The sequence below is a fragment of the Marinococcus halotolerans DSM 16375 genome, from assembly GCF_000420725.1.
GTDB classification, from domain to species: Bacteria; Bacillota; Bacilli; order Bacillales; family Marinococcaceae; genus Marinococcus; species Marinococcus halotolerans.
Map to the genome: position 1 here is coordinate 174,805 of NZ_ATVM01000001.1, position 24,762 is coordinate 199,566.

Annotated in this window: 28 protein-coding genes and 1 riboswitch; of the genes, 1 reads left to right on the top strand and 27 read right to left on the bottom strand. The window is 49.6% G+C overall.

Annotation, left to right across the window (positions count from 1 at the left end; translation table 11 throughout):
• Positions 1 to 188: 188 nt before the first annotated feature.
• The 25 genes from aroH to prsW all read right to left on the bottom strand — a co-directional run bounded on the left by aroH (position 189) and on the right by prsW (position 21,796).
• Complete coding sequence (gene aroH, locus G548_RS0100900; protein WP_022792265.1) at positions 189 to 569, bottom strand: chorismate mutase; 381 nt, start codon at positions 567 to 569, stop codon at positions 189 to 191.
• A gap of 13 nt (positions 570 to 582) precedes the next feature.
• The gene (gene aroB, locus G548_RS0100905) at positions 583 to 1,662 is read right to left on the bottom strand and encodes a 3-dehydroquinate synthase (protein ID WP_022792266.1); all 1,080 of its coding nucleotides are present in this window, start codon (positions 1,660 to 1,662) and stop codon (positions 583 to 585) included.
• Between the two features lie 3 nt (positions 1,663 to 1,665).
• Positions 1,666 to 2,838, bottom strand: a complete 1,173-nt coding sequence (gene aroC / locus G548_RS0100910) for a chorismate synthase (RefSeq protein WP_022792267.1) — start codon at positions 2,836 to 2,838, stop codon at positions 1,666 to 1,668.
• Between the two features lie 113 nt (positions 2,839 to 2,951).
• A complete protein-coding gene (locus G548_RS0100915) occupies positions 2,952 to 3,767 on the bottom strand; it encodes a CheR family methyltransferase (RefSeq protein WP_281163388.1) in 816 nt (271 codons plus the stop codon).
• Positions 3,768 to 3,950: 183 nt separating this feature from the next.
• On the bottom strand, positions 3,951 to 4,124 hold the full coding sequence (locus tag G548_RS18930) for a YqaE/Pmp3 family membrane protein (RefSeq protein WP_022792269.1): 174 nt from the start codon (positions 4,122 to 4,124) through the stop codon (positions 3,951 to 3,953).
• Positions 4,125 to 4,193: 69 nt separating this feature from the next.
• On the bottom strand, positions 4,194 to 4,643 hold the full coding sequence (ndk, locus tag G548_RS0100925) for a nucleoside-diphosphate kinase (protein WP_022792270.1): 450 nt from the start codon (positions 4,641 to 4,643) through the stop codon (positions 4,194 to 4,196).
• An 85-nt stretch (positions 4,644 to 4,728) separates the two neighbouring features.
• Positions 4,729 to 5,700, bottom strand: coding sequence for a heptaprenyl diphosphate synthase component II (gene hepT, locus G548_RS0100930; protein ID WP_022792271.1), 972 nt, complete (start codon positions 5,698 to 5,700; stop codon positions 4,729 to 4,731).
• A gap of 11 nt (positions 5,701 to 5,711) precedes the next feature.
• The gene (locus G548_RS0100935; protein ID WP_022792272.1) at positions 5,712 to 6,572 is read right to left on the bottom strand and encodes a menaquinone biosynthesis protein; all 861 of its coding nucleotides are present in this window, start codon (positions 6,570 to 6,572) and stop codon (positions 5,712 to 5,714) included.
• Positions 6,573 to 6,623: 51 nt separating this feature from the next.
• Positions 6,624 to 7,484, bottom strand: a complete 861-nt coding sequence (locus G548_RS0100940; RefSeq protein ID WP_022792273.1) for a UbiA-like polyprenyltransferase — start codon at positions 7,482 to 7,484, stop codon at positions 6,624 to 6,626.
• 30 nt (positions 7,485 to 7,514) lie between these two features.
• A complete protein-coding gene (locus G548_RS0100945) occupies positions 7,515 to 8,219 on the bottom strand; it encodes a demethylmenaquinone methyltransferase (RefSeq protein ID WP_027847118.1) in 705 nt (234 codons plus the stop codon).
• 15 nt (positions 8,220 to 8,234) lie between these two features.
• Positions 8,235 to 8,993, bottom strand: a complete 759-nt coding sequence (locus G548_RS0100950) for a heptaprenyl diphosphate synthase component 1 (protein ID WP_022792275.1) — start codon at positions 8,991 to 8,993, stop codon at positions 8,235 to 8,237.
• A 98-nt stretch (positions 8,994 to 9,091) separates the two neighbouring features.
• Positions 9,092 to 9,319: a trp RNA-binding attenuation protein MtrB gene (mtrB, locus tag G548_RS0100955; RefSeq protein WP_022792276.1), complete on the bottom strand. Its 228-nt coding sequence runs from the start codon at positions 9,317 to 9,319 to the stop codon at positions 9,092 to 9,094.
• Positions 9,320 to 9,400: 81 nt separating this feature from the next.
• Complete coding sequence (gene folE / locus G548_RS0100960) at positions 9,401 to 9,967, bottom strand: GTP cyclohydrolase I FolE (RefSeq protein ID WP_022792277.1); 567 nt, start codon at positions 9,965 to 9,967, stop codon at positions 9,401 to 9,403.
• 114 nt (positions 9,968 to 10,081) lie between these two features.
• On the bottom strand, positions 10,082 to 11,119 hold the full coding sequence (locus G548_RS0100965; protein WP_022792278.1) for an NAD(P)H-dependent glycerol-3-phosphate dehydrogenase: 1,038 nt from the start codon (positions 11,117 to 11,119) through the stop codon (positions 10,082 to 10,084).
• Positions 11,120 to 11,133: 14 nt separating this feature from the next.
• Positions 11,134 to 11,790, bottom strand: coding sequence for a glycerol-3-phosphate 1-O-acyltransferase PlsY (plsY, locus tag G548_RS0100970; RefSeq protein WP_022792279.1), 657 nt, complete (start codon positions 11,788 to 11,790; stop codon positions 11,134 to 11,136).
• 33 nt (positions 11,791 to 11,823) lie between these two features.
• Positions 11,824 to 13,137, bottom strand: coding sequence for a ribosome biogenesis GTPase Der (gene der, locus G548_RS0100975; RefSeq protein WP_022792280.1), 1,314 nt, complete (start codon positions 13,135 to 13,137; stop codon positions 11,824 to 11,826).
• A 144-nt stretch (positions 13,138 to 13,281) separates the two neighbouring features.
• Complete coding sequence (fni, locus tag G548_RS0100980) at positions 13,282 to 14,337, bottom strand: type 2 isopentenyl-diphosphate Delta-isomerase (protein WP_022792281.1); 1,056 nt, start codon at positions 14,335 to 14,337, stop codon at positions 13,282 to 13,284.
• 12 nt (positions 14,338 to 14,349) lie between these two features.
• A complete protein-coding gene (rpsA, locus tag G548_RS0100985) occupies positions 14,350 to 15,504 on the bottom strand; it encodes a 30S ribosomal protein S1 (protein ID WP_022792282.1) in 1,155 nt (384 codons plus the stop codon).
• Between the two features lie 62 nt (positions 15,505 to 15,566).
• Positions 15,567 to 16,172 carry a lysophospholipid acyltransferase family protein gene (locus G548_RS0100990; RefSeq protein ID WP_022792283.1) on the bottom strand — a complete coding sequence of 202 codons (606 nt, stop codon included), beginning with the start codon at positions 16,170 to 16,172 and terminating at the stop codon, positions 15,567 to 15,569.
• On the bottom strand, positions 16,162 to 16,848 hold the full coding sequence (gene cmk / locus G548_RS0100995; protein WP_022792284.1) for a (d)CMP kinase: 687 nt from the start codon (positions 16,846 to 16,848) through the stop codon (positions 16,162 to 16,164). Before cmk ends, G548_RS0100990 begins: the two co-directional genes overlap by 11 nt.
• A gap of 161 nt (positions 16,849 to 17,009) precedes the next feature.
• The gene (locus tag G548_RS0101000; RefSeq protein ID WP_022792285.1) at positions 17,010 to 17,684 is read right to left on the bottom strand and encodes a flagellar brake protein; all 675 of its coding nucleotides are present in this window, start codon (positions 17,682 to 17,684) and stop codon (positions 17,010 to 17,012) included.
• A 47-nt stretch (positions 17,685 to 17,731) separates the two neighbouring features.
• Positions 17,732 to 19,573, bottom strand: a complete 1,842-nt coding sequence (locus G548_RS0101005; protein ID WP_022792286.1) for a bifunctional homocysteine S-methyltransferase/methylenetetrahydrofolate reductase — start codon at positions 19,571 to 19,573, stop codon at positions 17,732 to 17,734.
• A gap of 26 nt (positions 19,574 to 19,599) precedes the next feature.
• Positions 19,600 to 20,703 (bottom strand): methionine biosynthesis PLP-dependent protein, encoded by a 1,104-nt coding sequence (locus tag G548_RS0101010; protein ID WP_022792287.1) that lies wholly within the window; start codon positions 20,701 to 20,703, stop codon positions 19,600 to 19,602.
• A gap of 92 nt (positions 20,704 to 20,795) precedes the next feature.
• A riboswitch (SAM riboswitch) is annotated at positions 20,796 to 20,902 on the bottom strand.
• A gap of 58 nt (positions 20,903 to 20,960) precedes the next feature.
• A complete protein-coding gene (locus G548_RS19430) occupies positions 20,961 to 21,125 on the bottom strand; it encodes a hypothetical protein (RefSeq protein ID WP_022792288.1) in 165 nt (54 codons plus the stop codon).
• 23 nt (positions 21,126 to 21,148) lie between these two features.
• Positions 21,149 to 21,796 (bottom strand): glutamic-type intramembrane protease PrsW, encoded by a 648-nt coding sequence (prsW, locus tag G548_RS0101020; protein ID WP_022792289.1) that lies wholly within the window; start codon positions 21,794 to 21,796, stop codon positions 21,149 to 21,151.
• Positions 21,797 to 21,899: 103 nt separating this feature from the next.
• Here prsW and G548_RS0101025 point away from each other — a divergent pair, with 103 nt between their 5' ends.
• Positions 21,900 to 22,874 (top strand): asparaginase, encoded by a 975-nt coding sequence (locus G548_RS0101025; RefSeq protein ID WP_022792290.1) that lies wholly within the window; start codon positions 21,900 to 21,902, stop codon positions 22,872 to 22,874.
• A 32-nt stretch (positions 22,875 to 22,906) separates the two neighbouring features.
• Here the strand turns inward: G548_RS0101025 and G548_RS0101030 are convergent, their stop codons facing one another.
• Both G548_RS0101030 and G548_RS16970 read right to left on the bottom strand, forming a co-directional pair.
• Complete coding sequence (locus G548_RS0101030; protein WP_022792291.1) at positions 22,907 to 23,893, bottom strand: YpdA family putative bacillithiol disulfide reductase; 987 nt, start codon at positions 23,891 to 23,893, stop codon at positions 22,907 to 22,909.
• A 141-nt stretch (positions 23,894 to 24,034) separates the two neighbouring features.
• Positions 24,035 to 24,670, bottom strand: coding sequence for a metallophosphoesterase (locus G548_RS16970; protein ID WP_051143818.1), 636 nt, complete (start codon positions 24,668 to 24,670; stop codon positions 24,035 to 24,037).
• Positions 24,671 to 24,762: the final 92 nt, after the last annotated feature.

Below are 24,762 nucleotides of genomic sequence, written 5' to 3' on the forward strand. Positions count from 1 at the left end.
TGCAAACAGAGAGGCATGATAGAAGAGAACCCTGCATATACTACGCAGGATTTATTGGTTACATGTATTGTCAGGTATCTTCTATTCTCTGCTATTCTGTCTCTGCTCTTCTAACTCTCTATGCTGCCTCCGATGGCAGCGCTCATCTATACCTTAACTGTCGTTACTCTAAACTTATATTCATCCTACTAGGAATCCTTCTGCTTTGTCAAACCCAGGTCCGGACGAAGCGCCACCGCTTCGTTTAAAAAGATATGCTGCACATCTTTTGCAGGTACATTTACATCCGCAGTCATCATCACACGGATGCACCGCTCCAGGCTGCCAGGCACCGGAATTTCCTGGGCACACATTACCGGAACAAACTCCCACCCGGAAATCTCCCGCGCAGCTTTTGCCGGAAAAGCAGCATCAAGATCGGAAGTGACCGTAAACCAAATATGCGAAACCTGGTCCGCTGTAATGTGGTTTTCCGCTATCATTTCCTTAAGTACCCGTCCGGTTTCCTCCCAGATCTCTTCTGCCCGGTTTTCTTTTACCGTTGTTGCACCCCGTACACCTCGTATCACTGTTGTCACCTGCCTATTTATAATAGCGATCGAGCAGCTGCCTGATCGTGTTTTCTTCCACTTTTGCTGTTAACGGCTTCCCCGGCTTTTCGAGCAGCACGTAATGGATATCCCCGTGGAAAGCTTTTTTATCTCTTTTCATCGCCTCCACTAACGTGTCAGCCGAAAGCCCGCCCGGGGCATCCATCGGATAGCCCAGCGATTTGAGCCATGCTTTTTCTTTTTCCAGATCCCAGTGGCCGACGCCTTCATTATTACTTACTGCAAGGGCAAACCACAGGCCGGCTGCCACTCCTTCTCCGTGCGTGATACGTCCGTATCCCATTTCTTTCTCCAGGGCGTGCCCAAGCGTGTGCCCCAGATTCAAAAAGGCCCGCACGCCCTGCTCACGTTCGTCTTCTTCGACAATACGCGCTTTGACTTCAATCGACCTTTTGATCCACGAAGCTACTTCGGGCGACTTCATATCTTCCACGCTCTGTACGCGGGCTTTTAAATCCTGTAAAAAGGCTTCCCCGTCAAGGTACGCATGTTTGATCATTTCGGCAAAGCCGGAGCGCCACTCGGCGTCGGGCAGGGTATGCAGAGTCTGTGTGTCATATATGACAGCTAGAGGCGGATGGAAGGCACCTGCCAGGTTTTTGCCTGCGTGCAGGTTAATGCCCGTCTTCCCCCCTACGCTGCTGTCCTGGGCAAGAAGAGTGGTCGGCAGCTGAATATAGTCCACGCCCCGCATATATCCAGCCGCTGCGAATCCGGTCAAATCACCGGCTACACCGCCGCCAAGCGCCACAAAAACCGACTTTCTGTCCATTTCATTTTCCGCTGCGAACTCCCACAGCCGGGAAAGCTCTTCTACCGATTTGGACTGCTCGCCCGAGGGCATCACATAGGTGCTCACGGGCAGCAGACGGGCTAGCTGGCTTTCTGTTTCCGCCCGGTAGAGAGCGTCCACAGCCTCGTCCACGACGAGCAGGAAGCGGCTCTTTTTTGCTGCCGTTTCCTTTAAAACGTCTGCAAGCTGATAGCGGAGCCCCTCCCCGATTATTACCGGGTAGCTTCTTTTCTCCGCCTGTATCTGTACAGTTTCCATCCGTTAAAAACCCTTCGCTTCCTGTACGTACTCTTCAAAGTTCCGGCGGATACGGTCCACATTATCTGTGCCAAACATATCCAGGAAGGAGACGGCTACTTCAAACGCCACGACGTTTTCCATTACGACCGAAGCGGCAGGCACCGCACAGCTGTCTGAACGCTCAATGCTCGCTTTAAACGGTTCTTTGGAATCAATGTCTACGCTTTGCAAAGGCTTATAGAGAGTCGGGATCGGCTTCATCACACCCTGGATGACCACCGGCATGCCGTTAGTCATCCCACCTTCAAAGCCGCCAAGGTTGTTGGTGCTCCGGTAATAGCCGTTCTCTTCGTCCCAGACAATCTCATCATGCACCTGGCTTCCCGGCCGGTTAGCCGCTTCAAAGCCGATACCAACTTCAGCCCCTTTAAAGGCATTAATGCTCGCAACCGCGCCGACGATTTTGCCGTCGAGCTTGTGGTCATACTGCACGTGACTGCCCAGACCAACCGGCAGGCCTTCCACCACAGTCTGAACGACGCCGCCAATAGAATCGCCATCCGCCTTCGCCTTGTCGATCGCTTCCATCATTTGTTTCTCCGCTTCGGGGTCCAAACAGCGAACCGGAGACGCTTCTGATTTTTCCTGAAGCTCCTGCATGGAGGAATAAGACGTCTGTGCTGAATGAATACCGCCTATCGTAAGAACCTGGCCTCCAACTTCTATTCCGAAGGTTTTGAGAATTTTTTTCGCCAGTGCCCCTGCCATCACCCGGGCAGTTGTTTCTCTGGCCGAGGAACGCTCGAGCACGTTTCTCATGTCACGATGCCCGTATTTAATAGCCCCGTTCAAATCTGCGTGCCCAGGACGGGGACGGGTAATTTTGCGCTTCACTTTTTCCGCTTCCTCTTCAGAGAGCGGTTCGGTGCCCATGATCTTTTCCCAGTGCACAAAATCGTCATTTTCGACGACCATTGTGATTGGTGCGCCGGTTGTTTTTCCGTGCCGGACCCCGCTTAAAAACTTCACTTTGTCTTTTTCGATCTGCATTCTGCGGCCGCGTCCGTATCCGCCCTGTCGTCTTGCAAGTTCCTGGTTGATATCTTCTTCAAGAAGTTCCATCTGTGCCGGAACTCCCTCAACGATCGTTGTCTGCTGTGGTCCGTGTGATTCTCCTGCGGTTAAAAATCTCATATGTGCCATCTCTCCCCTTTGCTCCATACGTATCTCTTTAGTGCTTTTATGCAGTAAATGATAACATAATCCTCTATTTAGCGAAACTGCCTTCTTTCATCTTCCTGAAAAGCTTAGCTTTTGCGGTAAAAAAAGGTCCCGGCCGGCTCAAACTTATACTTTTCCGGATGAAACATCTGCTCTGTGCTTCCGACAAACAGCACACCTCCCGGGCGCAGCGCGCTGTAAAACTGCTGATAGATATAATCCTTCGCTTCTTCTGTAAAATAAATCATCACATTTCTGCAAATGATAACATCTACATCCCTCACCGGATTGTCTGCAAGCAGATTCTGCTTTTTAAAGCGAATGTCCCGGGCTGCCGCTTTTGTATTAAACTGGTAGGCGGGCGGACTCGCTTCAAAATATTTCTGCAGATACGCCGGGGGCACATTTTCTACTGCACGGCCCGAATAAATGCCCATCTGCGCCTGTTCAAGAATGTGGCTGTCTATATCTGTCGCCGTAATGGAAAAGGAGGTTCCCGGGAACGCCTCTTTCATCATCATCCAGAGCGAGTACGGTTCTTCACCGGTAGAACACGCTGCAGACCATATGTGCGGATTGCTCCGTTTATTAAGTATTTCCGGAAGAATCGATGTCTGCAGCACCTCCCACCGGGAAGGATTGCGAAAAAACTCGGAAACATTGATAGTCATCCGGTCAAGTATTTCCTTCAAAAGCGCTTCGTCTTTTTGAAGCCCACGGTCAAATAAATCTGTAAACGAATGAAAACCTTTTTTCTGTAAAAAAGAAAACAGCCGCCGTTTCATCTGCGCCTCTTTATATAAATGCAGATCCAGGCCGGTCAGGCCTTTCATTTTTTGCACAAATACACCGTAATCCTCATTCATTTGATTTTCCCCTGCTACGCCTTGCCTGCTTGTCATCGTATCCCCACTTTGCTTTGTCTCGTTATTATATCACGGCGGCCTTGTTTCTTCAGGTGCCGCCCAGAGATCTTTTCCATTATATCGACCAGCAGAGAGAAAATATTCACTTGAAAACCAGGTGGTGGGCATATGCCGTTAAATTATAAAAAAAGCGGCCCCCAAGCAGGGACACGCTTTAGATTAATACCTTTTCGCCCGTTTTTCCGCTTTGGAGTCTGCTACGACGAAGCAGGCGTGAATGGATGCCGGCACCCAGAAAATCAGGAGCAGCAGAAAATTGATAAATGCCTGAAACGGCCGGCCGACGATCAGGACCGCTACCGGCGGCAACAGTATTGCCAGTAAATACATCATTAATTATCACCCTTATCTTGAATTGTCTATAAGAGTGTATTCCCAAATGCAAACCAGCTTAATCTTGTTTTACAGCCAGGCATCGATGGAACGTTCATATTCGAGCACTTCTTCCGGTTTAAAAAACAAACTGATCTCCCGGTCCGCGCTCTCAAGAGAATCCGAGCCGTGGATAACGTTTTTCTCCTTCACGTGCCCGTAATCGCCGCGGATCGTTCCTGCCGGTGCTTCCTTTGGATCTGTTTTCCCGATCAGCAGCCGGGAAATATGTATGGCATCCTGGCCTTCGAGTACTACCGCAAACACGGGGCCCGACGTAATAAAACCGACCAGATCATTAAAAAAAGGTTTTTCTTTATGTTCTTCGTAATGCTCTTGGGCTAATGCAGGTGAAATCTGCATAAACTTACCGGCGGCGATTTTCAGTCCCTTTTCTTCAAAACGCTGAACAATGCTTCCCACCAGTCCACGCTGGACCCCGTCCGGCTTTACCATTACAAACGTGCGTTCACTCGTCATATTTCTTCCCCCATCCATTACTGTTTACCAGAATTAGTATAGCAAAAGTTGAAAGCGTTAGCAATTGCGGGCTGGACGGGGAAAATTAATATTTTCTGCCGCCAATATACGCAGCAATGTCCTTTAAGGAATCCTTTGCCTCTATATCCGGCAGCGTGGCAATAGCTTCATAGGCTTTCTCCAGGTACCGCTCACTCATTGTTTTCGCGTATTCGATCCCCCCGGAGTTATTGATTTCTGAAAGAATACGGGACACCTGCTGTTCGTCGACAGTCTCTTCCTGAATAGCCGCGCTGATTTTTTCCTGCAGATACGGATTCTGATGCATAGCGTACAGCGCAGGCAGCGTTACATTTCCCTGTCTCAGATCGCCTCCAGCTGGTTTTCCAAGCTCTTTTTCACTGCCGGTAAAATCGAGAATGTCATCGATAATCTGATAGGACATGCCGAGGTGATAGCCGTACCGGTAAAGCTGACGCTGCGTCTTTTTAGATGCTCCGGCGCTTGCAGCACCGAGCTCACAGCCGGCGGCAATCAAAACCGCTGTCTTCCTCCGGATTCTGCGCAGATATGTCCGCAGCGGCTGCTCCCAGTTGTACTGATCCCGGATCTGTTCGATCTCGCCGACGCATATTTCGATCAGCGTCTTTGAAATTATCCGGTTGATAACAGGATCCCGGTAGTAGGCTGCGCGTTCGACAGCACTTCCAAAAATATAATCGCCGGTATACATTGCTACTTTGTTATCCCATGCCGCCTTGACTGTAGACTCGCCCCGGCGCAGCTCGGCATCATCTATCACATCGTCGTGAACAAGAGAAGCCATGTGTATCAGTTCAAGCGAAGCGGCAGCATGTTTAATATGCCCAATATCATAATTTCCAAATTTCGCACTTAGCAGCACTAAAACCGGCCGGATGCGTTTGCCTCCAGCTTTTAATAAATGATTGGACGCTTCAGTCAAGACGGCGTGCTTCGAATCCACCGCTTCTTCAAGCGTTTTTTCGATCACTTTAATATCCGGTTTTAAATCTCTGTACAGATCCATCAGCTTCATCTTATTCACCTTCAAAATAAATAATGCACCTCGTCTCCCGGCTGCAAAATATCTAAACTCTCCACTGCTTCATTTAAATATCCATACTTATAAGCGAGATGGTAATAATAAAGCAGGCCTTCCTGCTCCCTGGTTCCAAGCGTAAAATGAAGCCCCCGAAAGTAGTTCTGCCAGTACGTTCTGCTGCCTCCGAGCTTGTGACTGTAATCACTGGCCATTTCGGCGAAATTGTCCTGCTGCGCTGTGCGGCAGCTTTTTAAAAAGTCTCGATGCAGAGCGGACCACGTGCTCTCAGCCTGATGGAACGACTCATTTTGCACGGCAAACACAGCGTAAACCATCGGCAAACCGGTATGAGCATACCACAGCTCGCCGAGATCGTAACGGTACCAGTCACTTTCCCCCCAGGACGCCTTGATGGCATCATCGCCGATTAACAGGTAAGCGTCGTTCTGCTCTTTCATTTTCAATGGGTCCGGTGCCTGCGTTTGATACTCCGCCTCTGTCACCTGATAGAATTCCTGCAGAATAATTTTCAGCAGATGCACGCTTGTGGCACTTGTCGATGTTAAAGCAATCCGCTTTCCCGTAAGCTCATCAAGAGGGTAGCGGGAGTAGAACAAAATGGAGCGTACTTTGCCGGCAGAAGCTACACAAAGAGAAGGCAGAAGCGAAAGAGCGCGCGTACTGGATCCAAAAGCAAACGAAGATACAGCACTTCCGCTCAGCTTTTGGTCTTCGAGCTTTCGGTTCAGCGAAGCAGGTACGTCCTGTTCGAACTGTACCCCCTCCTGCTCAAGCTTTTGCCGGTTAAGATAATAAAAAAACGGTTTTGCATTCGTATAGGCGATTTCTCCCATTGTTATGGACATAACTATCTCTCCAAATCGTATACATCTTCCCTAAGCAGGTGTACCTATTTTTTACATTAAAATATCTCCAAGGGTAAATACTAATATTACAATACTGATAATTCCGTTCATGGGGAAAAAAGCGACCCCGACCTTCGACAGATCATACGGCTTCACCAGAGAGTGCTCGTAAATCATGATCGCTGCAGCTGCGGCAAGTCCAATAAGGTAAAACCAACTGAGCGGCGAAAGCATATACAATGCCAGAAGGGAAGCCAGACTGACGAGGTGAAATCCCCGGGAAATATAAAGAGCTTTCGCAATTCCGAAGCGGGCGGGGATGGAATTCAGCCCGACGCGCTTGTCATACTCCGCATCCTGCGTTGCATAAATAATATCAAATCCGCCAATCCACATCGCCACCGCCGTAAACAGTAAAAATGCCTCGGGCTGAAGCGTGCCAGTCACTCCCACCCATCCGCCGAGCGGGGCGATGCCAATTGTTATTCCTAAAAATACATGGCAGAGCCAGGTGAAGCGCTTTGTGTAAGAATACAGCGTCATAAAAAATACAGGAATTGGCAGGAGGTAGACCGCCAGCATGTTTAACTGAAACGCTGCGACAAATAAAATAAAAAAAGATCCAAGCACAAACAAAATGGCTTGACCTCTTGAAACGTCTCCTGCAGGAATGGCACGTGTTTCCGTTCGCGGATTCCGGGCGTCTATTTCTGCATCAATCAGGCGGTTCAATGTCATTGCAGCGCTGCGCGCCCCAAACATTGCCAGTGTAATCCATATCCAGTCAGCAATGGATGGCCAGGAGCCGTTGATCATCAGGCCGCCGAGCGCCGCTCCCAAAAAAGCAAACGGGAGGGCGAATACGGTATGTTCGAATTTTATCATTTCTAAAATAGTTTTAATTTTATTCATTGGTTCAACTTCCTTATCACTGTCATCTTATCACTTTTTGCGTGCAATATGGGCACAGACGGTGCCGGCAGAAAAAGGAGACATCTGCACCTGGCTGAACCCTGCTTCCATGAACATAACCCCAAGCGTTTCTTTCGACGGAAAGGCCATAGTTGATTCCTGGAGCCAGCGGTATTCGTCGTACCGGTTAATCAGTACTTTTCCTATCACCGGCATAACCGACTGAAAATAAAAGGAATAGAATTTTTCCACGACACTGTTTTCCGGCCAGGACGTTTCCAGGCACACAGCGGTGCCGCCAGGCTTCAGCACACGCTGCATTTCCTTAAGCACCCGCAGATAATCGGATACGTTCCGGAGGCCGAAGCCTATCGTTACGTAGTCAAACGAATCATCCGGAAACGGGAGACTATTTACATTTCCATGTATTAAATCAATGTTTGCGAGCTGTTCCCGGTGCACCTTCTCCCGGCCGACTTCGAGCATTTTTTCACTGAAGTCAATGCCGGTGGCACTGCCGTCTTTTCCTACTGCTTTGCCAAGCTGGATCGTCCAGTCGGCTGTTCCACAGCATAAATCGAGTGCTTTTGCACCGCGGCTGACGTTCATCTGCTTCATTGTTTTTTTCCGCCAGCGCTTGTGCAGCCGGAAGCTGATCACGCTGTTCATATGATCATAGTTGCCTGAAATAGACTGGAACACCTGATATACTTTATTTTCTTTTTGGGTAGCCATCATTGAAACCCCTTTTTACTCAATACCTACAGCTATCCATTCATCCATTAACGATTGCAGCGTATCTGAGAGCTGTTCGTCTTTTTCGACATGCTGATGAAAAAAGCTGTGTTCTTGATCGATTAATTGTTTTAATATTTGCTGGGCGCTTTGCGACTGGCTTTCCCAGCAATGTATCTGAGCGGCACAGGCTGAAAATTCCTCAGTACGGCCAAACCACTCCCATTCATGAAACAGCCTTTTTAAGGCAAAAACAGACGAGGCAGCCACTGCAAGATGCGGGCGTCCGTAAAAATGAATGACCGCTTCTACAATGCCCGCTTCACTCATTCTAAGTGTTTGAAGCATATCGGTATAGTCCCGGCACTCACCAAAATGAAGCTTCATTTTTGCTTCGTTCATGCTTCGGATTGTTGATGTAAAAACAAGCAGGATTTCCTGATGAAAGGCAGTGCTGAGCAGACGGTAGTAAAGACTGCTCATCAAATCGCCGTTCAAAATCGTCAGCTGCCTTATTTTTTTGTCATCGCCGTCGTTATGCAGCTGAATCTGTTCATGAGCTTTAAACGCTGACTGCACGAGCAGTACAGCTGCAATTTGTTCCACCATCCGTTCCCGGGGCACTTTGGCTTCTCTTAGCGCTTCAAGCAGCAGGTGGATCGTCTCTTCGTGCGCTTCCGGCAGCCCGATTTTCTGCTCAATATACGAGTGCTGGGTCAGGCGCTGAAACTCTTTTTTTATTTCCTCTGCACATGGTGTCCAGTAGTTGTTCATGCCGCTTCCCCCAACCCCTTAAATGCTGGTGATTTCATTTCTTCGATCCTATGCTCTCCAATTATAGCACAGCCTCTTTGCTTCCTAGAAAGATTACGTTAATCTTCCCCGCTTCCGGCCTTCATTTCGCCGTAGCTTGTTTGTATAACTGCATTGCCACGCACCTTTATCGCAGATGTATGTTCGGTAAACTGAGCGATAAGTACTTCTCCGCCGTCTAATTTTTCCAAGTGATGAAAACGGGTGTCTTTGCCGCGGGTCAAGCCCATAACGTTGACACCGTCTTCTTCTGCACGGATGACGATAAAATCATCTTTATTCTGCATTTAAGACCCTCCCTGTTTTCGGTTTGTGTCCATGGTAAAGCGCCTGCTCGCTGCAGGCGCCTGGTTTATATCTGCTGGTGATCAGTGCTTAATAAGCGACAGAACTTCGCTCCTTGCCGCCTGATCTTCTTCAAACGTGCCTCTTACCGCAGATGTTACTGTCATCGATCCCGGCTTTTTCACCCCGCGCATCGTCATACACATATGCTCTGCTTCCAGAACAACCATCACTCCGTGAGGTTCAAGCGTCGAAACAATTTCGTTTGCGATAGTATAGGTAATACGCTCCTGCAGCTGCGGACGCTTGGCAATCGTTTCTACGGTCCGGGCCAGCTTGCTGAGACCTGTCACCATCCCGCCCTTCGGAATGTAGGCGACGTGAGCCTTACCGAAAAAAGGAACTAAGTGATGCTCGCACATCGAAAAAAACGGAATATCTTTTACGAGCACCAGTTCCTCATGATCTTCTCCAAATACGGTTTTTAAATGCTCGTCTGCTGATTCATGCAGCCCTGCAAAAACCTCCTGGTATAAACGGGCTACTCTGTCCGGAGTATCGAGCAGGCCCTCGCGGCCGACGTCTTCGCCAACTCCTTCAAGAATCAGCCTGACACCTTCTTTTATTTTTTCATGATCGAAATTAGCCACCGTAAGTCCTCCAATCAACTTCTGCTGCCTTCAGCCACTGCTGTTTGTCTTGAAAAATTTTAGCATAAGCCCTTTTAGAAAGCAAAAGGGGCGCCTTTAAACGTAACCGGCGCATTAATTATTATTATCGAGCAGCATGATGGAGTGCTCTTTTTCATTTTTCTTTCCACGCTCCATCAGGGATTTTGCCATTTTTTCCGGCGGAACGTGTTCAAACAGTACTTTGTACAATCCTTCTGTAATAGGCATCTCCACTCCAAGAGAACGGGACCAGTGATAGACAGCTTCGGTAGTGCGAACACCTTCCACGACCATCCCCATCTGCTCGAGAACGTCTTCGAGGCTTTTACCTGAGCCGATTTGATTTCCAGCCCGCCAGTTGCGGCTGTGTTCACTTGTACATGTAACAATCAAGTCCCCAAGGCCCGAAAGGCCGGTAAAGGTAAGCGGGGAGGCTCCCAGATGCGTACCGAGACGGGTAATTTCCGCCAGTCCTCTTGTCATTAATGCAGCTTTTGCGTTGTCTCCGTATCCAAGTCCTGACGTAAGACCGATACCAAGGGCAATAATATTTTTCAGCGCCCCGCCCAGCTCCACACCGAGAAAATCATCATTTGTGTATACACGGAAAGCCTGGTTCATAAACAGCTCCTGCACCCGGGTCTGTACTTGCTCAGATGTGCCTGAAACCGCGACAGTGGTCGGCTGCTGCTCTGCCACTTCCTCTGCGTGGCTTGGTCCCGAAAGCACTGCCATTCCCTCAAAGGAAAGATCCGCCCACTCTTCTTCGAGAATTTGCGATACTCTTAAAAACGATTCAGGCTCGATACCTTTAGCCGCATGTACGACGATAGTGTCCTGCTGAAGATACGGCATTAAATCCCGGGCAATTTTTCTGACTGCTCCGCTCGGAACTGCAAGAACAATGTAGGAAGCCTCACCTGCTGCTTCCTTTATGTCAGTGGTGGCCACTATGTTTTCCGGCAGGGCGATCCCTTTTAAATAGCCTTCATTTCTGTGTGTCGTATTGATTTCTTCCGCCAGTGCTTCTCTGCGGCACCAAAGATGCACCATGTGCTGATTTTGTCCCAATACGGAGGCCAGGGCCGTTCCCCAGCTCCCCGCTCCAATAACAGCTGCCTGTTTCTTCATGTTTTTAACTCCTTTTATCCTTCACTGCTCTTTTTATACAATGAGCTTTCATTGCCACGCAGCAGGCGGACGATATTTGTACGGTGCTTCCATATCGAAAGAAGGCCGAGAAAAACGGTTAAATACAAATAGGTTTCCGGATGGCCGTTGGTCGACTGCGTATAGAAAACCGCCACCGGGGTTAAAACAGCAAACAACAGAGAACCAAGAGACACATAACCGGTAATGGCAATAGCAGCAATTGCTATAATGCCGACATAAATTGCCGGAAAAAAGACGAGTACACTGATAACTCCAATGGCCGTTGCCACCCCTTTGCCACCGCGGAAGCCGAAATAGACCGGCCAGTTATGTCCAAGCACAGCGGCAAGACCGCCAAGGGCCGGGGCCAGGCCGTCCACCTGGCTTAACGACAAAAACCCGGGCAACAGGGCCGAGGCTGTCCATTGGAAAAAAAAGCCGAGCCAGACCGCCACCATTCCTTTCAGCACATCCAACAGCAGCACCACCACCGCCCATTTTGTTCCGAGAACCCGCCGGGTATTGGTAGCGCCGGCATTGCCGCTTCCGACAGAACGCACGTCCACCTTTTTTATACGCTGTACAAATAGATAACTAAAACTAACTGAGCCAATTAGATAGCCAATCACAACTGCAAGAATTACTCCCATTGCACTCTCCCCTTACCAAACCATTTCCGTCTGCTATTCGTTTTTCTTTCTGGCCACGATGCGAAGCGGTGTACCTTCAAACGAGAAAGCCTCGCGACATTTGTTTTCCAAATACCTGCGATATGAAAAATGCAGAAGCTCCGGGTCGTTTACAAACAACACGATAACCGGTGGGCCCGAGGCTACCTGTGTTGCAAAATTAATACGCAGACGTTTGTTACTATGAGTTGGGGTTGGGTTCATAATCACCGCGTCCATAATAACTTCATTTAACACATTGGTAGGCACCCGTACGTGATGATTTTCAGCCACCTGACGCACTACCGGCAGAAGGTTCTGTATTCTCCGCTTCGTCTTGGCCGAAAGGAAAACGATCGGTGCATAGTCCAGGAACTGGAAAGCATCCCGGATTTCTTCGGTGAACCGGTGCATCGTTTTGTCGTCTTTTTCCACTACATCCCATTTGTTAACGACAATAACGATAGCCCGGCCGGAGTCGTGCGCATAGCCTGCTACTTTTTTATCCTGCTCCCGGATGCCTGCTTCACCGTCGAGAACGACAACAGCTACATCAGCCCGTTCCATGGCACGCATCGCCCGGAGAACACTGTATTTTTCTGCTTTTTCATACACTTTTCCCCGCCGGCGCATACCTGCCGTATCAATGATGCTGTATTTCTGGCCGTCTTTTTCGAACTCCGTGTCCACTGCATCCCTCGTCGTGCCGGGAATGTCGCTCACGATTACCCGCTCTTCCCCGAGTACTGCGTTTACGAGAGAGGATTTTCCAACGTTCGGCTGGCCGATGACTGCCATATGAATCGTGTCATCGTCCTTTTCTTCTTCCTCCTCTACAGGAAACCGTTCGAGTACTTCATCAAGCAGATCACCAAGGCCGAGTCCGTGCGAGCCGGAAATCGGAAATACTTCTCCGAGGCCCAGGGAGTAGAACTCATACATCTGCTCCCGCATTTCATAGTTGTCTATTTTATTCACGGCCGTGATGACCGGTTTCTTGGATCGAAGCAGAATATCTGCGACTTCTTCATCTGAAGCCGTAATGCCGTCCCGGCCGTTCACGATAAAAACAATGACGTCTGCTTCGTCGATAGCAAGCTTAGCCTGCTCCCGAATTTGAGTGAGCAGCGGTTCATCATTCAGTTCGATGCCCCCGGTGTCAATTACGTGAAAGAAGCGATGCAGCCATTCACCTTCCCCGTAAAGTCTGTCTCTTGTAATACCTGGCTCGTCTTCGACGATAGCCATTCGTTCTCCGATAATACGGTTAAATATTGTTGATTTGCCGACATTTGGCCTGCCGACAATGGCGACTGTAGGTTTTACCATCGTTTTGATTCCTTTCTGTCTCTAAATCTATCTTCATTATCATAACATGAAACAGATCCGTTCCTCTCCCCCAAATTTGTATTCGCCGGGGAAAACAAGGAAAAAACCAGGCACACATTATGCACCTGGTTGCTTTTTCTTCCTTTATATCGAACGCCGACTGTATACAGACGTATCAATACCACGTTCTTTCAGCCAGTGGGCTGTTTCTCCGCGCAGCACAATTGGAGCTCTCTGCAGTTCATTTATATTTTGCGCTCCAACCGCTGTCATTACTGTTTTCAACTCTTCCTGAACCTGCCGGAGAAAAGAAGCAGCGCCCTTTGCTCCACTGTCTTTCGCTTCCCGCAGGACGGAGCCTGCCATTCCGCTGGCACTGCCTCCAAGGGCAATAATCCTTGCGACGTCCAGGCCGTGCCTTACGCCTCCTGAACCGATAACGCTGCCTGGATGCCAGGCGTGCACGGTTTCGGCAATGGCCGCCGCTGTCGGGATGCCCCACTGATCGAAAAAAGCAAACGGGCGCTCCCGTCTTTTGTTTTCAATCATCGAAAAATTTGTTCCGCCGCTGCCGCCCGCGTCAATCACAGCTACTCCGGAGCTGCGCAGCTTGGCTGCCGTTTCAAAAGAAATGCCAAACCCTACTTCTTTTACAATTACCGGAACAGAAAGCTCACTTGCAATCCGTCCGATCCGGTCCAGGGCTCCCTGAAAATCTCTGTCTCCTTCAGGCATAACAAGCTCCTGGATGACATTCAAATGAATCTGAAGGGCATCCGCCTGTATCATTTCAACCGCCTGGGCCGCCTGCTCGACGCTCACTTCACTTCCTGTATTGGCAAAAATAATACCGTCGGGATTTTTTTCCCGCACGACTCTGTATGTATAGGATTCATGCTCGTTTTTGATGGCCGATGTTTGAGATCCGACTGCCATAGCAACGCCGGTTTCTGCTGCAGCTTCTGCCAGTGACGCGTTAACAGCGGCTGTTTCGCTGCCGCCTCCACCCGTCATTGCATTAATAAGAATCGGCGAACTTAACGAAAGTCCGCCGATTTCTACTGATGCATCTGTATAAAGAGAAGCTGAGTCAGGCAGACTTTGATGGACAAATTGAATGTCATCTAAACTGCTTTCGGCTGAAAAACCTGTGGATAAAGCATATTCAATGTGATCCTGTTTCCGCCTAGCCCGCGACACAAGCAAATCTCCTTACTTTTTATATTTTTTCAACTGATCGCCGACCATATCTCCGAGGGAGAAGCCAGCGTGGTCTTCTTCCGGTGCTTCGTATTCGCTTTGAACCTTCGAATCGCCGGTTTCGGCACTTTCCAGTTCTCTGATGCTTAACGAAATACGATGCTCGGCAGGGTTAATATCAAGCACTTTTGCTGTAACTGCCTGCCCTTCTTCAAGCACCTCTCCCGGCGTTCCGATGTGACGGTTCGCGATTTGGGAAATGTGCACAAGGCCTTCTACTCCGGGAGCCACTTCAACGAAGGCGCCGAAGCTGACAAGCCGTTTTACCTGACCGTCGATAACGTCTCCGGCTTCAATTTGTCCTTCAATGGTCGTCCATGGTCCAGGAAGGGTATCTTTAATCGACAGAGATACTCTTTCGCTGTCCGGATCAACAGCTAAGATTTTCACTTCAATCTCATCGCCTTCGTTGACGATTTCTCCTGGTGATTCTACACGGTGGTGGGCCATCTGCGAAATGTGGACAAGACCGTCGACGCCGCCGACATCCACAAATGCGCCAAAGTTAGTCAGGCGCTGCACTGTTCCTTTCACCGTATCTCCTACATTCAAGTTTTCAAGTACTTCTTTCTTTTTCACTTCGGCCTCCTCGTCCAGAACGGCACGCTGCGATAAAATCAGCTTGTTTTCTTCCGGATCTATTTCTGCAATTTTTAGTCTTAATGTTTTTCCCTGATAATCTGAAAAGTCTTCCACATAATATCTTTCCACGAGCGAAGCCGGGATAAAGCCACGCACGCCCAGATCAACTACAAGCCCGCCTTTGACGATTTCAGCCACCTGGGCTTCAATAACGTCGCCGGATTCATACTTCTCCTGAAGCTCGCCCCAGGATTTATCAGCAAGTGCTGCCCGGCGGGAGAGAACCAGCTCATCATCTTCCATTTTTGTTACTTTGAATTCGAGCTGATCTCCTTCCTTGAGCACGTCGTCTACTTTTTCTACATGCAGGCTTGAAAGTTCGCTGATCGGAATAACCGCATCTACTTTATAGCCGGCATCCGCATACGCTTGTTTTTCCTCTACCTTTGTTACTGTGGCAGTAATGATATCTCCCACGTTAAACTCTTTCATACCTTCAAGTTCGTTGTTCATTTCATCTGCCATTGACCATTGCCTCCTTCAGTGTCCTTAAATCCTGCCTATGGGGTTTTTGGGGATTTTGAGGATTAACCCGACGGCAGCCGGCTGTTGCCGGCCTTCGCCTGCTGATGAACAGCTTTAATTTCTTCCATGATTACTTCGGTCGCTTCTTCAGCTTTTGCTTTATTCGTCCGAAGGTCCTGCATGGGCACCGGCCGGCCTATCACTACATTCACACGCCTGAACAAACCGTAGCGGCCGCTGATAGCAACCGGAACTACTGCTGCGTCTGAACGGAGAGCAAAAAAACCGGCGCCGGTTAATCCTTTTCCTATTTCCCCGCTTTTACTCCTAGTACCCTCAGGAAAAAGACATAAAACCTGTCCCTCGTTTAAAAATTGAATTCCCTGTTTTAATGACTTTCGGTCTACCACGCCTCTGCGGACTGGAAAGGCTCCGACAAAATACATAATAAAACCCAGAATTTTTTTATTAAACAGCTCGCTTTTAGCCATAAAGTGCACTTTTCTGCGAATATGAGTGGCAAGCAGAGGCGGATCAAAGTTACTGATATGGTTCGAACAGATCAAAACCGGTCCATCCTTTGGCACGTTTTCTCTTCCGGTCACACGAACACGCATAAAAATAACCGCAAGAAAGTAGGAAGAATACTTTACGATATTATACATCATGGGACTGATTCACCTTCTCTTCTGCAAGCGCTGTGATCCTGCTGATCACTTCCGGGATGGTAAGGGCAGTCGTATCAATCTCCACCGCATCCTCCGCTTTTTTTAACGGCGAATGCTCCCTGGCTTTATCGAATTCGTCCCGGTGAATAATCGCTTCATAAATTTCATCGTAATCCGCCAGCTTGCCACGCTCCTGCACCTCCTTGTACCTTCGCAGTGCACGCTCTTGTGCAGAAGCAACCAGGAATATTTTTAATTCCGCGTCCGGAAGGATAGTAGTGCCGATATCCCGGCCATCGAGCACCGCTCCTTTTTCTGCCGCAAGCCGGCGCTGCTTCAGGGCCATTTCCTCACGCACGCCAAGGTGGGCCGCGGTCAGAGATACTACGCTGTCCACTTCGCTCGTACGGATAGCCTCAGACACATTTTCCCCGTCAAGGTAAACTTCGCTTACCCTCGGATTCCCTACAAGACGAATAGCGGATGCTTTTAACAGCTCCGTCATTTTGCCGCCGTCATCCAGGGAGGTGCCCGTCCGCAGCGCTTTTAACGACAGCGCCCGGTACATTGCTCCTGTATCGATGTATGTATAATCGAGCTGAACGGCACATCCTTTCGATACAGTGCTTTTTCCAGCACCGGCCGGCCCGTCGATCGCAATATTGATTTTCCTCATCCTCCTGCACCCCGCCCATTAGATTGTTGAACATTTAGCTTTTGCTCATCATTTTCAAAACTAACATATTTCGTGCCGTTTGCATATATTGTACCTGCCGAACTTTTTCATTTTCCAGTGCTTCATAAAAAATAAAAAGACCGCTCCGGCGGTCTAACGTGCTAGCTTCCTATTCGCTTTTCCTGATTCGCTGCAGACCGCTGCCGTTCAAAGCAGTATCTGATTATTGCCTGGCGCTCTTTTTCGGCCAGCCCTAAAAACTCCATGCTTGCCCTTTTCGGCCGGCGCTCTTCTTTTTCCAGTACTCTTCTTACCACAGCAGCACAATGCAGATAATGAATCGAGCCGTCCTCCATTGAGAAAGCGAGCGTGATCTGTACCTGTTCGTCTTCGAGCAGCTTTGCTTTTGGCGGCACGACGATCATGCATCCACCACCGCTCACATTTACCGTGACCGTGGTGAACGGGCGGTAATGACCGTGGACAGCTGCATTGACGCCTGCCTCCACACGCACGTAGTTTCTGCGCTGCATTCGCTGCCATTCCTTTTTCTCGGGCCTTTCAATGACCAGGGCCGGTATGCGTCCCTTTTGGCGGGAAAGCACTGTCGAACGAAACGAATAAACAGCGCTGTCCTCTCCGACAAACCAGACATGGACTGCTTTGCCTGCCTGAAAGGAAATCATTTTGCCGGTCTCTTTTTCTGAAGGCATAGCAATCGTGAACGTATGCTCATCCGCATCAAGCAGCTGGGATTTGTATTGGATGTCATTATCATGTGGTTCCTTTGTTTTCATATTTTCATGCAGATGCCAAACGCTTCCAATCTCGTACAATAGCTAAAACCCCTTTTACTGTATATATCGGATAAAAAGCAAAACGGTTAAATCTCTGTTACGCCGGCACTGGTTTGCTCTTGCACATATTTTGTCAGCTCGGCCGTGATTTCATAACGCAGAAACGGCGTGATTAAATAAATGCCGTTAAAATAGCGAAGCGTTTCATCAATCAGTTCTTTTGCGATAGCAATTCCTTCCCGCTCGGCAGCTTCAGAATCGTTCCCGCAGGCAGCCATCCGTTTCCGCGTATCCGCGGTTAACTGAATGCCCGGTACCTCGTTATGAAGAAACTCTGCATTCCCGGCGCTCACTAGGGGCATAATGCCGATAAACACAGGTGCCTCCAGTTCCTTGACCGCTTCATGAATCGTTTTAATCCGGTCTATATCGTACACCGGCTGAGTCATAAAATAATGCGCCCCTGCATCCACTTTCTTTTCGAGCCTTTTTACAGCTTTGTCGATATGAAGCACGTTCGGATTAAACGCTCCCCCGATGGAGAAATTCGTTTTTTCTCCAAGAGACTTACCGGAAAACAGCCGTCCTTCATTCATTTCCCGGATCAGGGAAATAAGCGAAACGGAGTTGGCATCATATACAGACTTCGCCCCTGGAAAATCCCCAACCTTCGAAGGGTCGCCGGTGATCGCCAGAAGGTCCCGCACGCCAATGGTGTGAAGCCCGAGAAGGTGGGACTGCAGGCCGATCAGATTCCGGTCCCGGCAGGCGATATGCAAAAGCGGCCTGGCAGAGGTCTGCTGCTTGAGCATCGCTCCCATGGCGAGATTGTCGATCCGGGGGGAAGCCAGAGAATTATCGGCAAGCGTAACCGCGTCCGCCCCAGCGTCATGAAGCGCCTGGGAGCCGCGTATGAATTTACCTGTTTTCAGCTTTTTCGGCGGGTCCAGCTCCACGATAACTGTTTTTTCACTTTTTACTTTTTCATGGAGAGGCACGAACGGTTCCTTATCGGCTGTAGCCTCAGCCGCCGCAGTCTCCACCTTCACCGGAGGCTTCGTCTTTTCCGGAACGTCGTGTTTCACAGCTTCTGCTATCATGCGGACATGCTCAGGCGTGGTGCCGCAGCAGCCGCCAATCAGACGGATGCCCTGTTCTTTAAAACGGAACGCCTGCTTGTAAAAGTACTCGGGGTTGGACTGGTAGACGTAACGGCCGTCGTACCAGTTTGGCAGACTGGCGTTAGGGTAGGCGGAATAATACGCCCGGTCGGTCAGTTCCGCCTGCTCCAGTGATTTCAATATATGATACGGACCCATCCGGCAGTTGAGTCCGACCACCGAAGCTCCGGCATCCTCAAGCCGGCTGAAGGCTTCACTGATCTGGACTCCCCCGTGCATGACGCCGACGTCTCCAAGCGCCACCTGGGCAATAACAGGAACCTCTGCATCCTTATTCCGAATGTAGCGGATAATTTCCAGAAGCTCCGGCAGGTCATAGAACGTTTCAAGCAGCAGGCCATCCACCGGTTCCCCCAGCAAGATATCCACCTGCTCCTGCAGCGCATCTCTTAAAAAGTCATCCGAATGTTCGCTCACCTGGACGCCTTTTATACCTCCGACCGTAGCAAATACATACGCTGTGCCGCCGGAGGCATTTCTCGCCAGCTGCACCCCGGCCCGGTTAATATCCTGTACTTTATCTTCAAGGCCGTAGCCTTCAAGCTTCACCCGGTTCGCCGCGTAGGTGTTTGTCTGTAAAATATCCGCCCCGGCTTCTGCGTATTCCCGGTGAGCATGCTCCACAGCCTCAGGGTCCGTTAAATTCATAGCTTCAAACGAGCCCTTGTAGCCCTTCTGGTAAAGATACGTGCCCATAGCCCCGTCGCCGATCAAAATCGAAGAATCGAGTTTTTCGAGTACGTTCATAGCTCTGCCCCTCTCCTGCTTATCAGTTACAGCGCCCTGAGCGCCTGTTCGAGATCTTCAATTAAATCATCCTTATCCTCTATGCCGATGCTAAAGCGGAGAAGGCGGTTGTCAACGCCGTTGTGGACCCGTACTGCTTCCGGCATATCTGCATGTGTCTGCGTTGCCGGGTACGTAATAAAGCTTTCGACTCCGCCCAGACTTTCTGCGAACGTGATAATTTTAATATTTCGTAAAAATGAATCCACCCATTCTTCGTTTTCAAGACGGAAGGAAAGCATGCCTCCCCGGCCCGAGTAAAGCACATCTGTTATCTTCTCGTGACGGCTGAGATACTCTGCGATTGCTTTGCCGTTTTCTGTATGCTGCTTCATGCGGAGCTTTAAGGTTTTCATTCCGCGCATAAGCAGCCATGAATCAAACGGGCTTAAAATTGTGCCCATGCCGTTCTGAAGCGCTCCAATTTTTTCAGAAAGCTCGTCCACGTTGGATACAATCAGCCCGGCAATCAAATCATTGTGTCCGCCCAAATATTTCGAGGCCGAGTGCACTACAATGTCAGCACCTTCTTCTATCGGTCGCTGAAGCACTGGAGTATAAAACGTATTGTCTACAATAAGCCAGGCACCGTGCTTTTTCGCAAGCAGCGAAAGCTCCTTCAGATCCGCTTCCTGCATCAGCGGGTTCGTCGGCGTCTCAATAAACAATGCCTTTGTTTTCTCTGTTATCAGCTGTTCAAATGCTTCGAGGTCCCTCGGATCACCGTATGTAACCGTCACGCCCCAGTGCCGCCATCCTTCTTCGAAGAGACGATACGTGCCGCCGTAAATATCGCTCGTTGCAATCACTTCATCACCGGTTTCAAAAATCGCAAACAGCGTCTGGATCGCAGCCATCCCCGAGCTGAGGGCAAACCCGTGTTTACCTCCTTCAAGCGCGGCGATACCGTTTTCAAGCAGGTCTCTTGTCGGGTTCGCCGTCCGGGAATAGTCGTATCCTGTCGACTCTCCAATGCCTGTATGTTTATACGCCGTGGAAAAATAGACAGGAGGATTGATCGCTCCGGTCCGCGGGTCGGAATTGTTACCCAGTTGTGCCAGGATGGTTTCTATCTGCAGTTGCTTTGACATGTCACAGCCCTCATTTCTATAAAATTAATGCATTAAATGTACGAAAAGGCCTTCTTCCTTAGACAGAAGAAGACCTTGGCATGCAATACTTCTTCTCATCTCGCAAGCAAAGCTTGCAGGAGTTAGCACCTGACCGCATTGCCTGCGGCTGGTTGCTGAGACTTCCAAGGGCCGATCCCTCCATCTCTCTTGATAAGAAACGTTATATGATTACTTTCCAAAGTACATGAAACGAATCGATATTGCAAGTAACCTTTTTATTCCGGTGCAATATCGATATGCAGCTGGCTTTCATTGCCGCAGACACAGCGGCGAAAACCTGTTTCCATTTCCCCGGCTTTGTTTTTTCTGCCGCGGAGAATGTACTTTTCCCCGCATTTCGGACAGCGGATAACAACGCGGTAACGGCGGTCTTCTGACATAGTAGCTTCGTCCTTTCGAGTTGTTATATCGCATTGGCTTTATTTGCTTTTGACAACGCAAACCACCATAAAAATAGCATGAACGGGATAAGATAATACAGAATATTGCCTAAAGAAGCACTTAATATATAGTCATACAGCCCGTGGAAGATAAGCGGAATAGCGAGAGCAAGAAAAAAAGAGAAGAGGCGCCTGCCATGACGGGAAGCACGCTTTGCCGATACCGCATAGTACCCCATAATCACGCCCAGGAGCGCATGCACCGTTACCGGCAGGAGAGCTCTGGTGACAGCCGTTTCAATGCCGTTTGCAATTAAGTACAGAATGTTTTCGAGCGAAGCAAAGCCAAGCGACAGGGAAAGCCCATAAATAACGCCGTCGTAAGTATTTTTAATCGGGGCAAATCGCAGCACAAACGTATACAACAGAAAAAACTTGATGCCTTCCTCGAGCACGGCAGCCTGGGTATACTGCGCCGCAAAAAGCGGCATGCTTACCCCTTCCGTTTCAAGCGCATGCTCGATCACAAGCACCGGGAACACAATCAGCACCCCTATAACAAACGCACGAATGACCGGCAGCCTCCGCTCTACGTCCGCCCGGCGTTTTAATGTGAAATATATCAGTAAAGCAACAGCCGGCGCCAGGGCCGCCATAATCAGTGCGATCACCTTTTGTTCTCACCCTCTCTTGTTAAACGTATCGTATCATGCTATGTTCAGATTCGTAAAAGAATAATGCCAGCCACAGCCGAGCCGACAAGGAGGAATTAAAATGAAAAAAATACTGGTTATTCATACAGGCGGCACGATCGCCATGACCCAGACGGAGGAAAGCGGCGTGGAGCCGGGCCTTCACAATCCGTTAAGCCAATGGAGCCGCATTGCCAACCAAATTGCTGAAATTGTGACAAGCGATTTCCTGCATCTCCCTTCCCCCCACATTACTCCGGAGCACATGCTTTCTTTGCACGAGCATATGCTTGAGAAGCTTTCCGAGGATGCATATGACGGCGTCGTTATTACCCACGGCACCGACACCCTTGAAGAAACCGCCTATGCACTCGACCTTTTTCACGACAAAGACCTGCCGGTCGTAGTGACAGGTGCCATGCGTTCAAGCAATGAAATCAGCGCTGACGGCCCGCAGAATTTCCTGGCAGCGGTCCGTACTGCCGCAAGCGATAAAGCCCGAGGCATCGGCGTTCTTGTCGTTTTAAACGAAGAGATCCATTCTGCCAAAAACGTCACAAAAACCCATTCGTCCAACATTGCCACATTTCAGAGTCCGCAATACGGTCCGCTCGGCTTTGTGACGAACAACGAAATATTTATCCATCACTACCCGGCAAGCCGCGAGCATTTTTCCCCGGCTCATATGGATAGGAAGGTGCTCCTCTTAAAAATGGCAGCCGGCATGGATGCCGCTTTGCTTTCCCCACTGCTCGACCAGCCTCTTGACGGCATCATTATCGAAGCATTTGGCCAGGGGAACATTCCTCCTACCATCGTGCCGCTGCTTGAGGATTCGATTGCCAGGCAGGTGCCTGTAGTCCTTGTCTCCCGCTGCCACAGCGGTGTGGTCCAGGCTACCTACAGCTATGAAGGGGGCGGCTATCAGCTGAAGCAAAAGGGCGTTATCTTTACGAACGGGCTGAACGGCCAGAAAGCGCGCCTGAAGCTGCTCGCTGCCCTGGATGAAAAGCGGCCGCTTGAAGCTATTCGCGACTGTTTTGAACATATTGAATAGCATAGCCCGTATATCAAAAAGCCACCAGTTTATCAAAACGAAGTGGCTTTTTTTCGTGCTATATTTTCTGCTATTTTTTCTCCATGGAAGCGTCCATTTTCGATAAATATCTCGTTTGCTTCATCCCCGGCTGCGATGACTCCGGCAATATAAATGTTTTCCCGGTTTGTTTCCATCGTTTCTTCGTCAAAGGAAGGACGGCCCGACTGTTCATCAACAGCAATACCGAGCTGGCGGAAAAATTCCCTTGACGGATGATAGCCGGTCATGGCGAAAACAAAATCAGCCGGCACGGAGAAGGACCTGCCCCCCTGTTCATAAATGACCTGATCGGGCTCAATACGTACCACATCCGCTTCAAATTCCATTCGTGCTGCGCCGCGCCGGACCATTGCCTGAAAATCCGGAAGGATCCACGGCTTGATGCTTTTGGAATACTCCTCTCCCCGGTAGAGTACCGTCACCTGAGCGTTCACCTGCTCAAGGGCCAGAGCAGCATCCACAGCTGAATTTCTTCCGCCAATGATAACGACCTGCTGGTTAAAGTGAGGATGGGCTTCTTCAAAATAATGCTTTACATGCGGGAGGGTTTCTCCAGGCACGCCCATATGGTTTGGATTATCGTAGTAGCCGGTAGCTATAATAACGTGAGGGGCCTGCCACTCCCGGGTCTCGCCCTGAAGCGTTTCAGTTTGAACCAGATAGCCGCCCTCCGCTTCCCGGACCGCCTGTACTTCCTCATAGTTATAAATACGCAGTTTTTCCGCTTCCGCTACCTTGCGGTAATAAACCAGAGCCTCCTGGTGCCGGGGTTTTCGGTCTACCACCGGGAAGGGATGGCCGCCGATTTCGAGTTTATCTGCAGAGCTGAAAAACGTCTGATGGACGGGGTACTCATAAATGCTGTGGACGATATTTTTCTTCTCAATAATGGCCGCATCAATCCCCCGGCGCTTTAAAGCGATAGCTGCCGCCAGACCGCACGGCCCGCCCCCGATAATAATTACTTGCTCCTTCATATTCATACTCCTTTATTCGCTGTTAGAATGACTGTTTGTCAGCACAAACAGGTGCGTTTCCGCCTGGGCGCCGTGGCGCATCGGTATGCTGGTCGTGCCGTAGCCGTTGCTGATAAACAAAGCCTGGTATTTTTCATCGTATCAGCCTCCCTTTAATTTCGGCCCCCAGCCAAACAGCCGGATCTGGCCGCCATGGGTATGCCCGGTAAGCATATAGGCCGCACGCACGGAAAAAGGGCCGTACCGGTAATACGCTTCCGGGTTGTGGGCGATAAGCAGGTCTGCGTCCGGCAGGCGTGCCGGGTTACGGTAAGATTCGTAAAAGCGTTCCTCCCCGAAGGCAGCAATGGTAAAAGTACTTTCATTCAACGTGTATGCGTTTTTTTCGAGAATTTCGATCCCTTCCTGATGCAGAAGCGGTCTCAGCCATCTACGGCCCACCTGCAGGTCATGGTTGCCCCAGACAAACAAAACCGGCGCATAGCTGCGGAGCAGGCGGAGATTTTGTCTGATACGCTCAGCCGGCACCCCAAGCTCGGCCAGGTCACCGCCAATAATAATCAGGTCAGGATTTCGTTCGAGCTGCCGGAACAATGCAGGCGAGACCCGCCGGCGGTGAATGTCGGTAATGAAAAAGATGGAGAAGCCCTCCGCCTCCGGCGGCAGATTTTTATATTCAAGCTCATGAGTTCTCACTTTATTCTGCCATGTTTCCTGCAGGACCCTGCCGGCATACAGCACAGAAAAAAGAAGAGGAGCCAGCAGCCATTTTTTCACGATGGAACCCCTCTTTTCCTTTATAAAATTTGAACGTTTCCGGACAATTTAAAAACGAGTATACGTATACCGTTTATCTCCGCTATACTTAT

Coding starts and splice junctions, on each gene's coding strand:
- aroB (WP_022792266.1), bottom strand. CDS start 1,662: ATGGAAACTGTACAGATACAGGCGGAGAAAAGAAGCTACCCGGTAATA.
- aroC (WP_022792267.1), bottom strand. CDS start 2,838: ATGAGATTTTTAACCGCAGGAGAATCACACGGACCACAGCAGACAACG.
- G548_RS0100915 (WP_281163388.1), bottom strand. CDS start 3,767: ATGACAAGCAGGCAAGGCGTAGCAGGGGAAAATCAAATGAATGAGGAT.
- G548_RS18930 (WP_022792269.1), bottom strand. CDS start 4,124: ATGATGTATTTACTGGCAATACTGTTGCCGCCGGTAGCGGTCCTGATC.
- ndk (WP_022792270.1), bottom strand. CDS start 4,643: ATGACGAGTGAACGCACGTTTGTAATGGTAAAGCCGGACGGGGTCCAG.
- hepT (WP_022792271.1), bottom strand. CDS start 5,700: ATGAAGCTGATGGATCTGTACAGAGATTTAAAACCGGATATTAAAGTG.
- G548_RS0100935 (WP_022792272.1), bottom strand. CDS start 6,572: ATGTCCATAACAATGGGAGAAATCGCCTATACGAATGCAAAACCGTTT.
- G548_RS0100940 (WP_022792273.1), bottom strand. CDS start 7,484: ATGAATAAAATTAAAACTATTTTAGAAATGATAAAATTCGAACATACC.
- G548_RS0100945 (WP_027847118.1), bottom strand. CDS start 8,219: ATGGCTACCCAAAAAGAAAATAAAGTATATCAGGTGTTCCAGTCTATT.
- G548_RS0100950 (WP_022792275.1), bottom strand. CDS start 8,993: ATGAACAACTACTGGACACCATGTGCAGAGGAAATAAAAAAAGAGTTT.
- mtrB (WP_022792276.1), bottom strand. CDS start 9,319: ATGCAGAATAAAGATGATTTTATCGTCATCCGTGCAGAAGAAGACGGT.
- G548_RS0100965 (WP_022792278.1), bottom strand. CDS start 11,119: ATGAAGAAACAGGCAGCTGTTATTGGAGCGGGGAGCTGGGGAACGGCC.
- plsY (WP_022792279.1), bottom strand. CDS start 11,790: ATGGGAGTAATTCTTGCAGTTGTGATTGGCTATCTAATTGGCTCAGTT.
- der (WP_022792280.1), bottom strand. CDS start 13,137: ATGGTAAAACCTACAGTCGCCATTGTCGGCAGGCCAAATGTCGGCAAA.
- rpsA (WP_022792282.1), bottom strand. CDS start 15,504: ATGGCAGATGAAATGAACAACGAACTTGAAGGTATGAAAGAGTTTAAC.
- G548_RS0100990 (WP_022792283.1), bottom strand. CDS start 16,172: ATGATGTATAATATCGTAAAGTATTCTTCCTACTTTCTTGCGGTTATT.
- cmk (WP_022792284.1), bottom strand. CDS start 16,848: ATGAGGAAAATCAATATTGCGATCGACGGGCCGGCCGGTGCTGGAAAA.
- G548_RS0101005 (WP_022792286.1), bottom strand. CDS start 19,573: ATGAACGTACTCGAAAAACTCGATTCTTCGATTTTGATCGGCGACGGG.
- G548_RS0101010 (WP_022792287.1), bottom strand. CDS start 20,703: ATGTCAAAGCAACTGCAGATAGAAACCATCCTGGCACAACTGGGTAAC.
- G548_RS19430 (WP_022792288.1), bottom strand. CDS start 21,125: ATGTCAGAAGACCGCCGTTACCGCGTTGTTATCCGCTGTCCGAAATGC.
- G548_RS0101025 (WP_022792290.1), top strand. CDS start 21,900: ATGAAAAAAATACTGGTTATTCATACAGGCGGCACGATCGCCATGACC.
- G548_RS0101030 (WP_022792291.1), bottom strand. CDS start 23,893: ATGAAGGAGCAAGTAATTATTATCGGGGGCGGGCCGTGCGGTCTGGCG.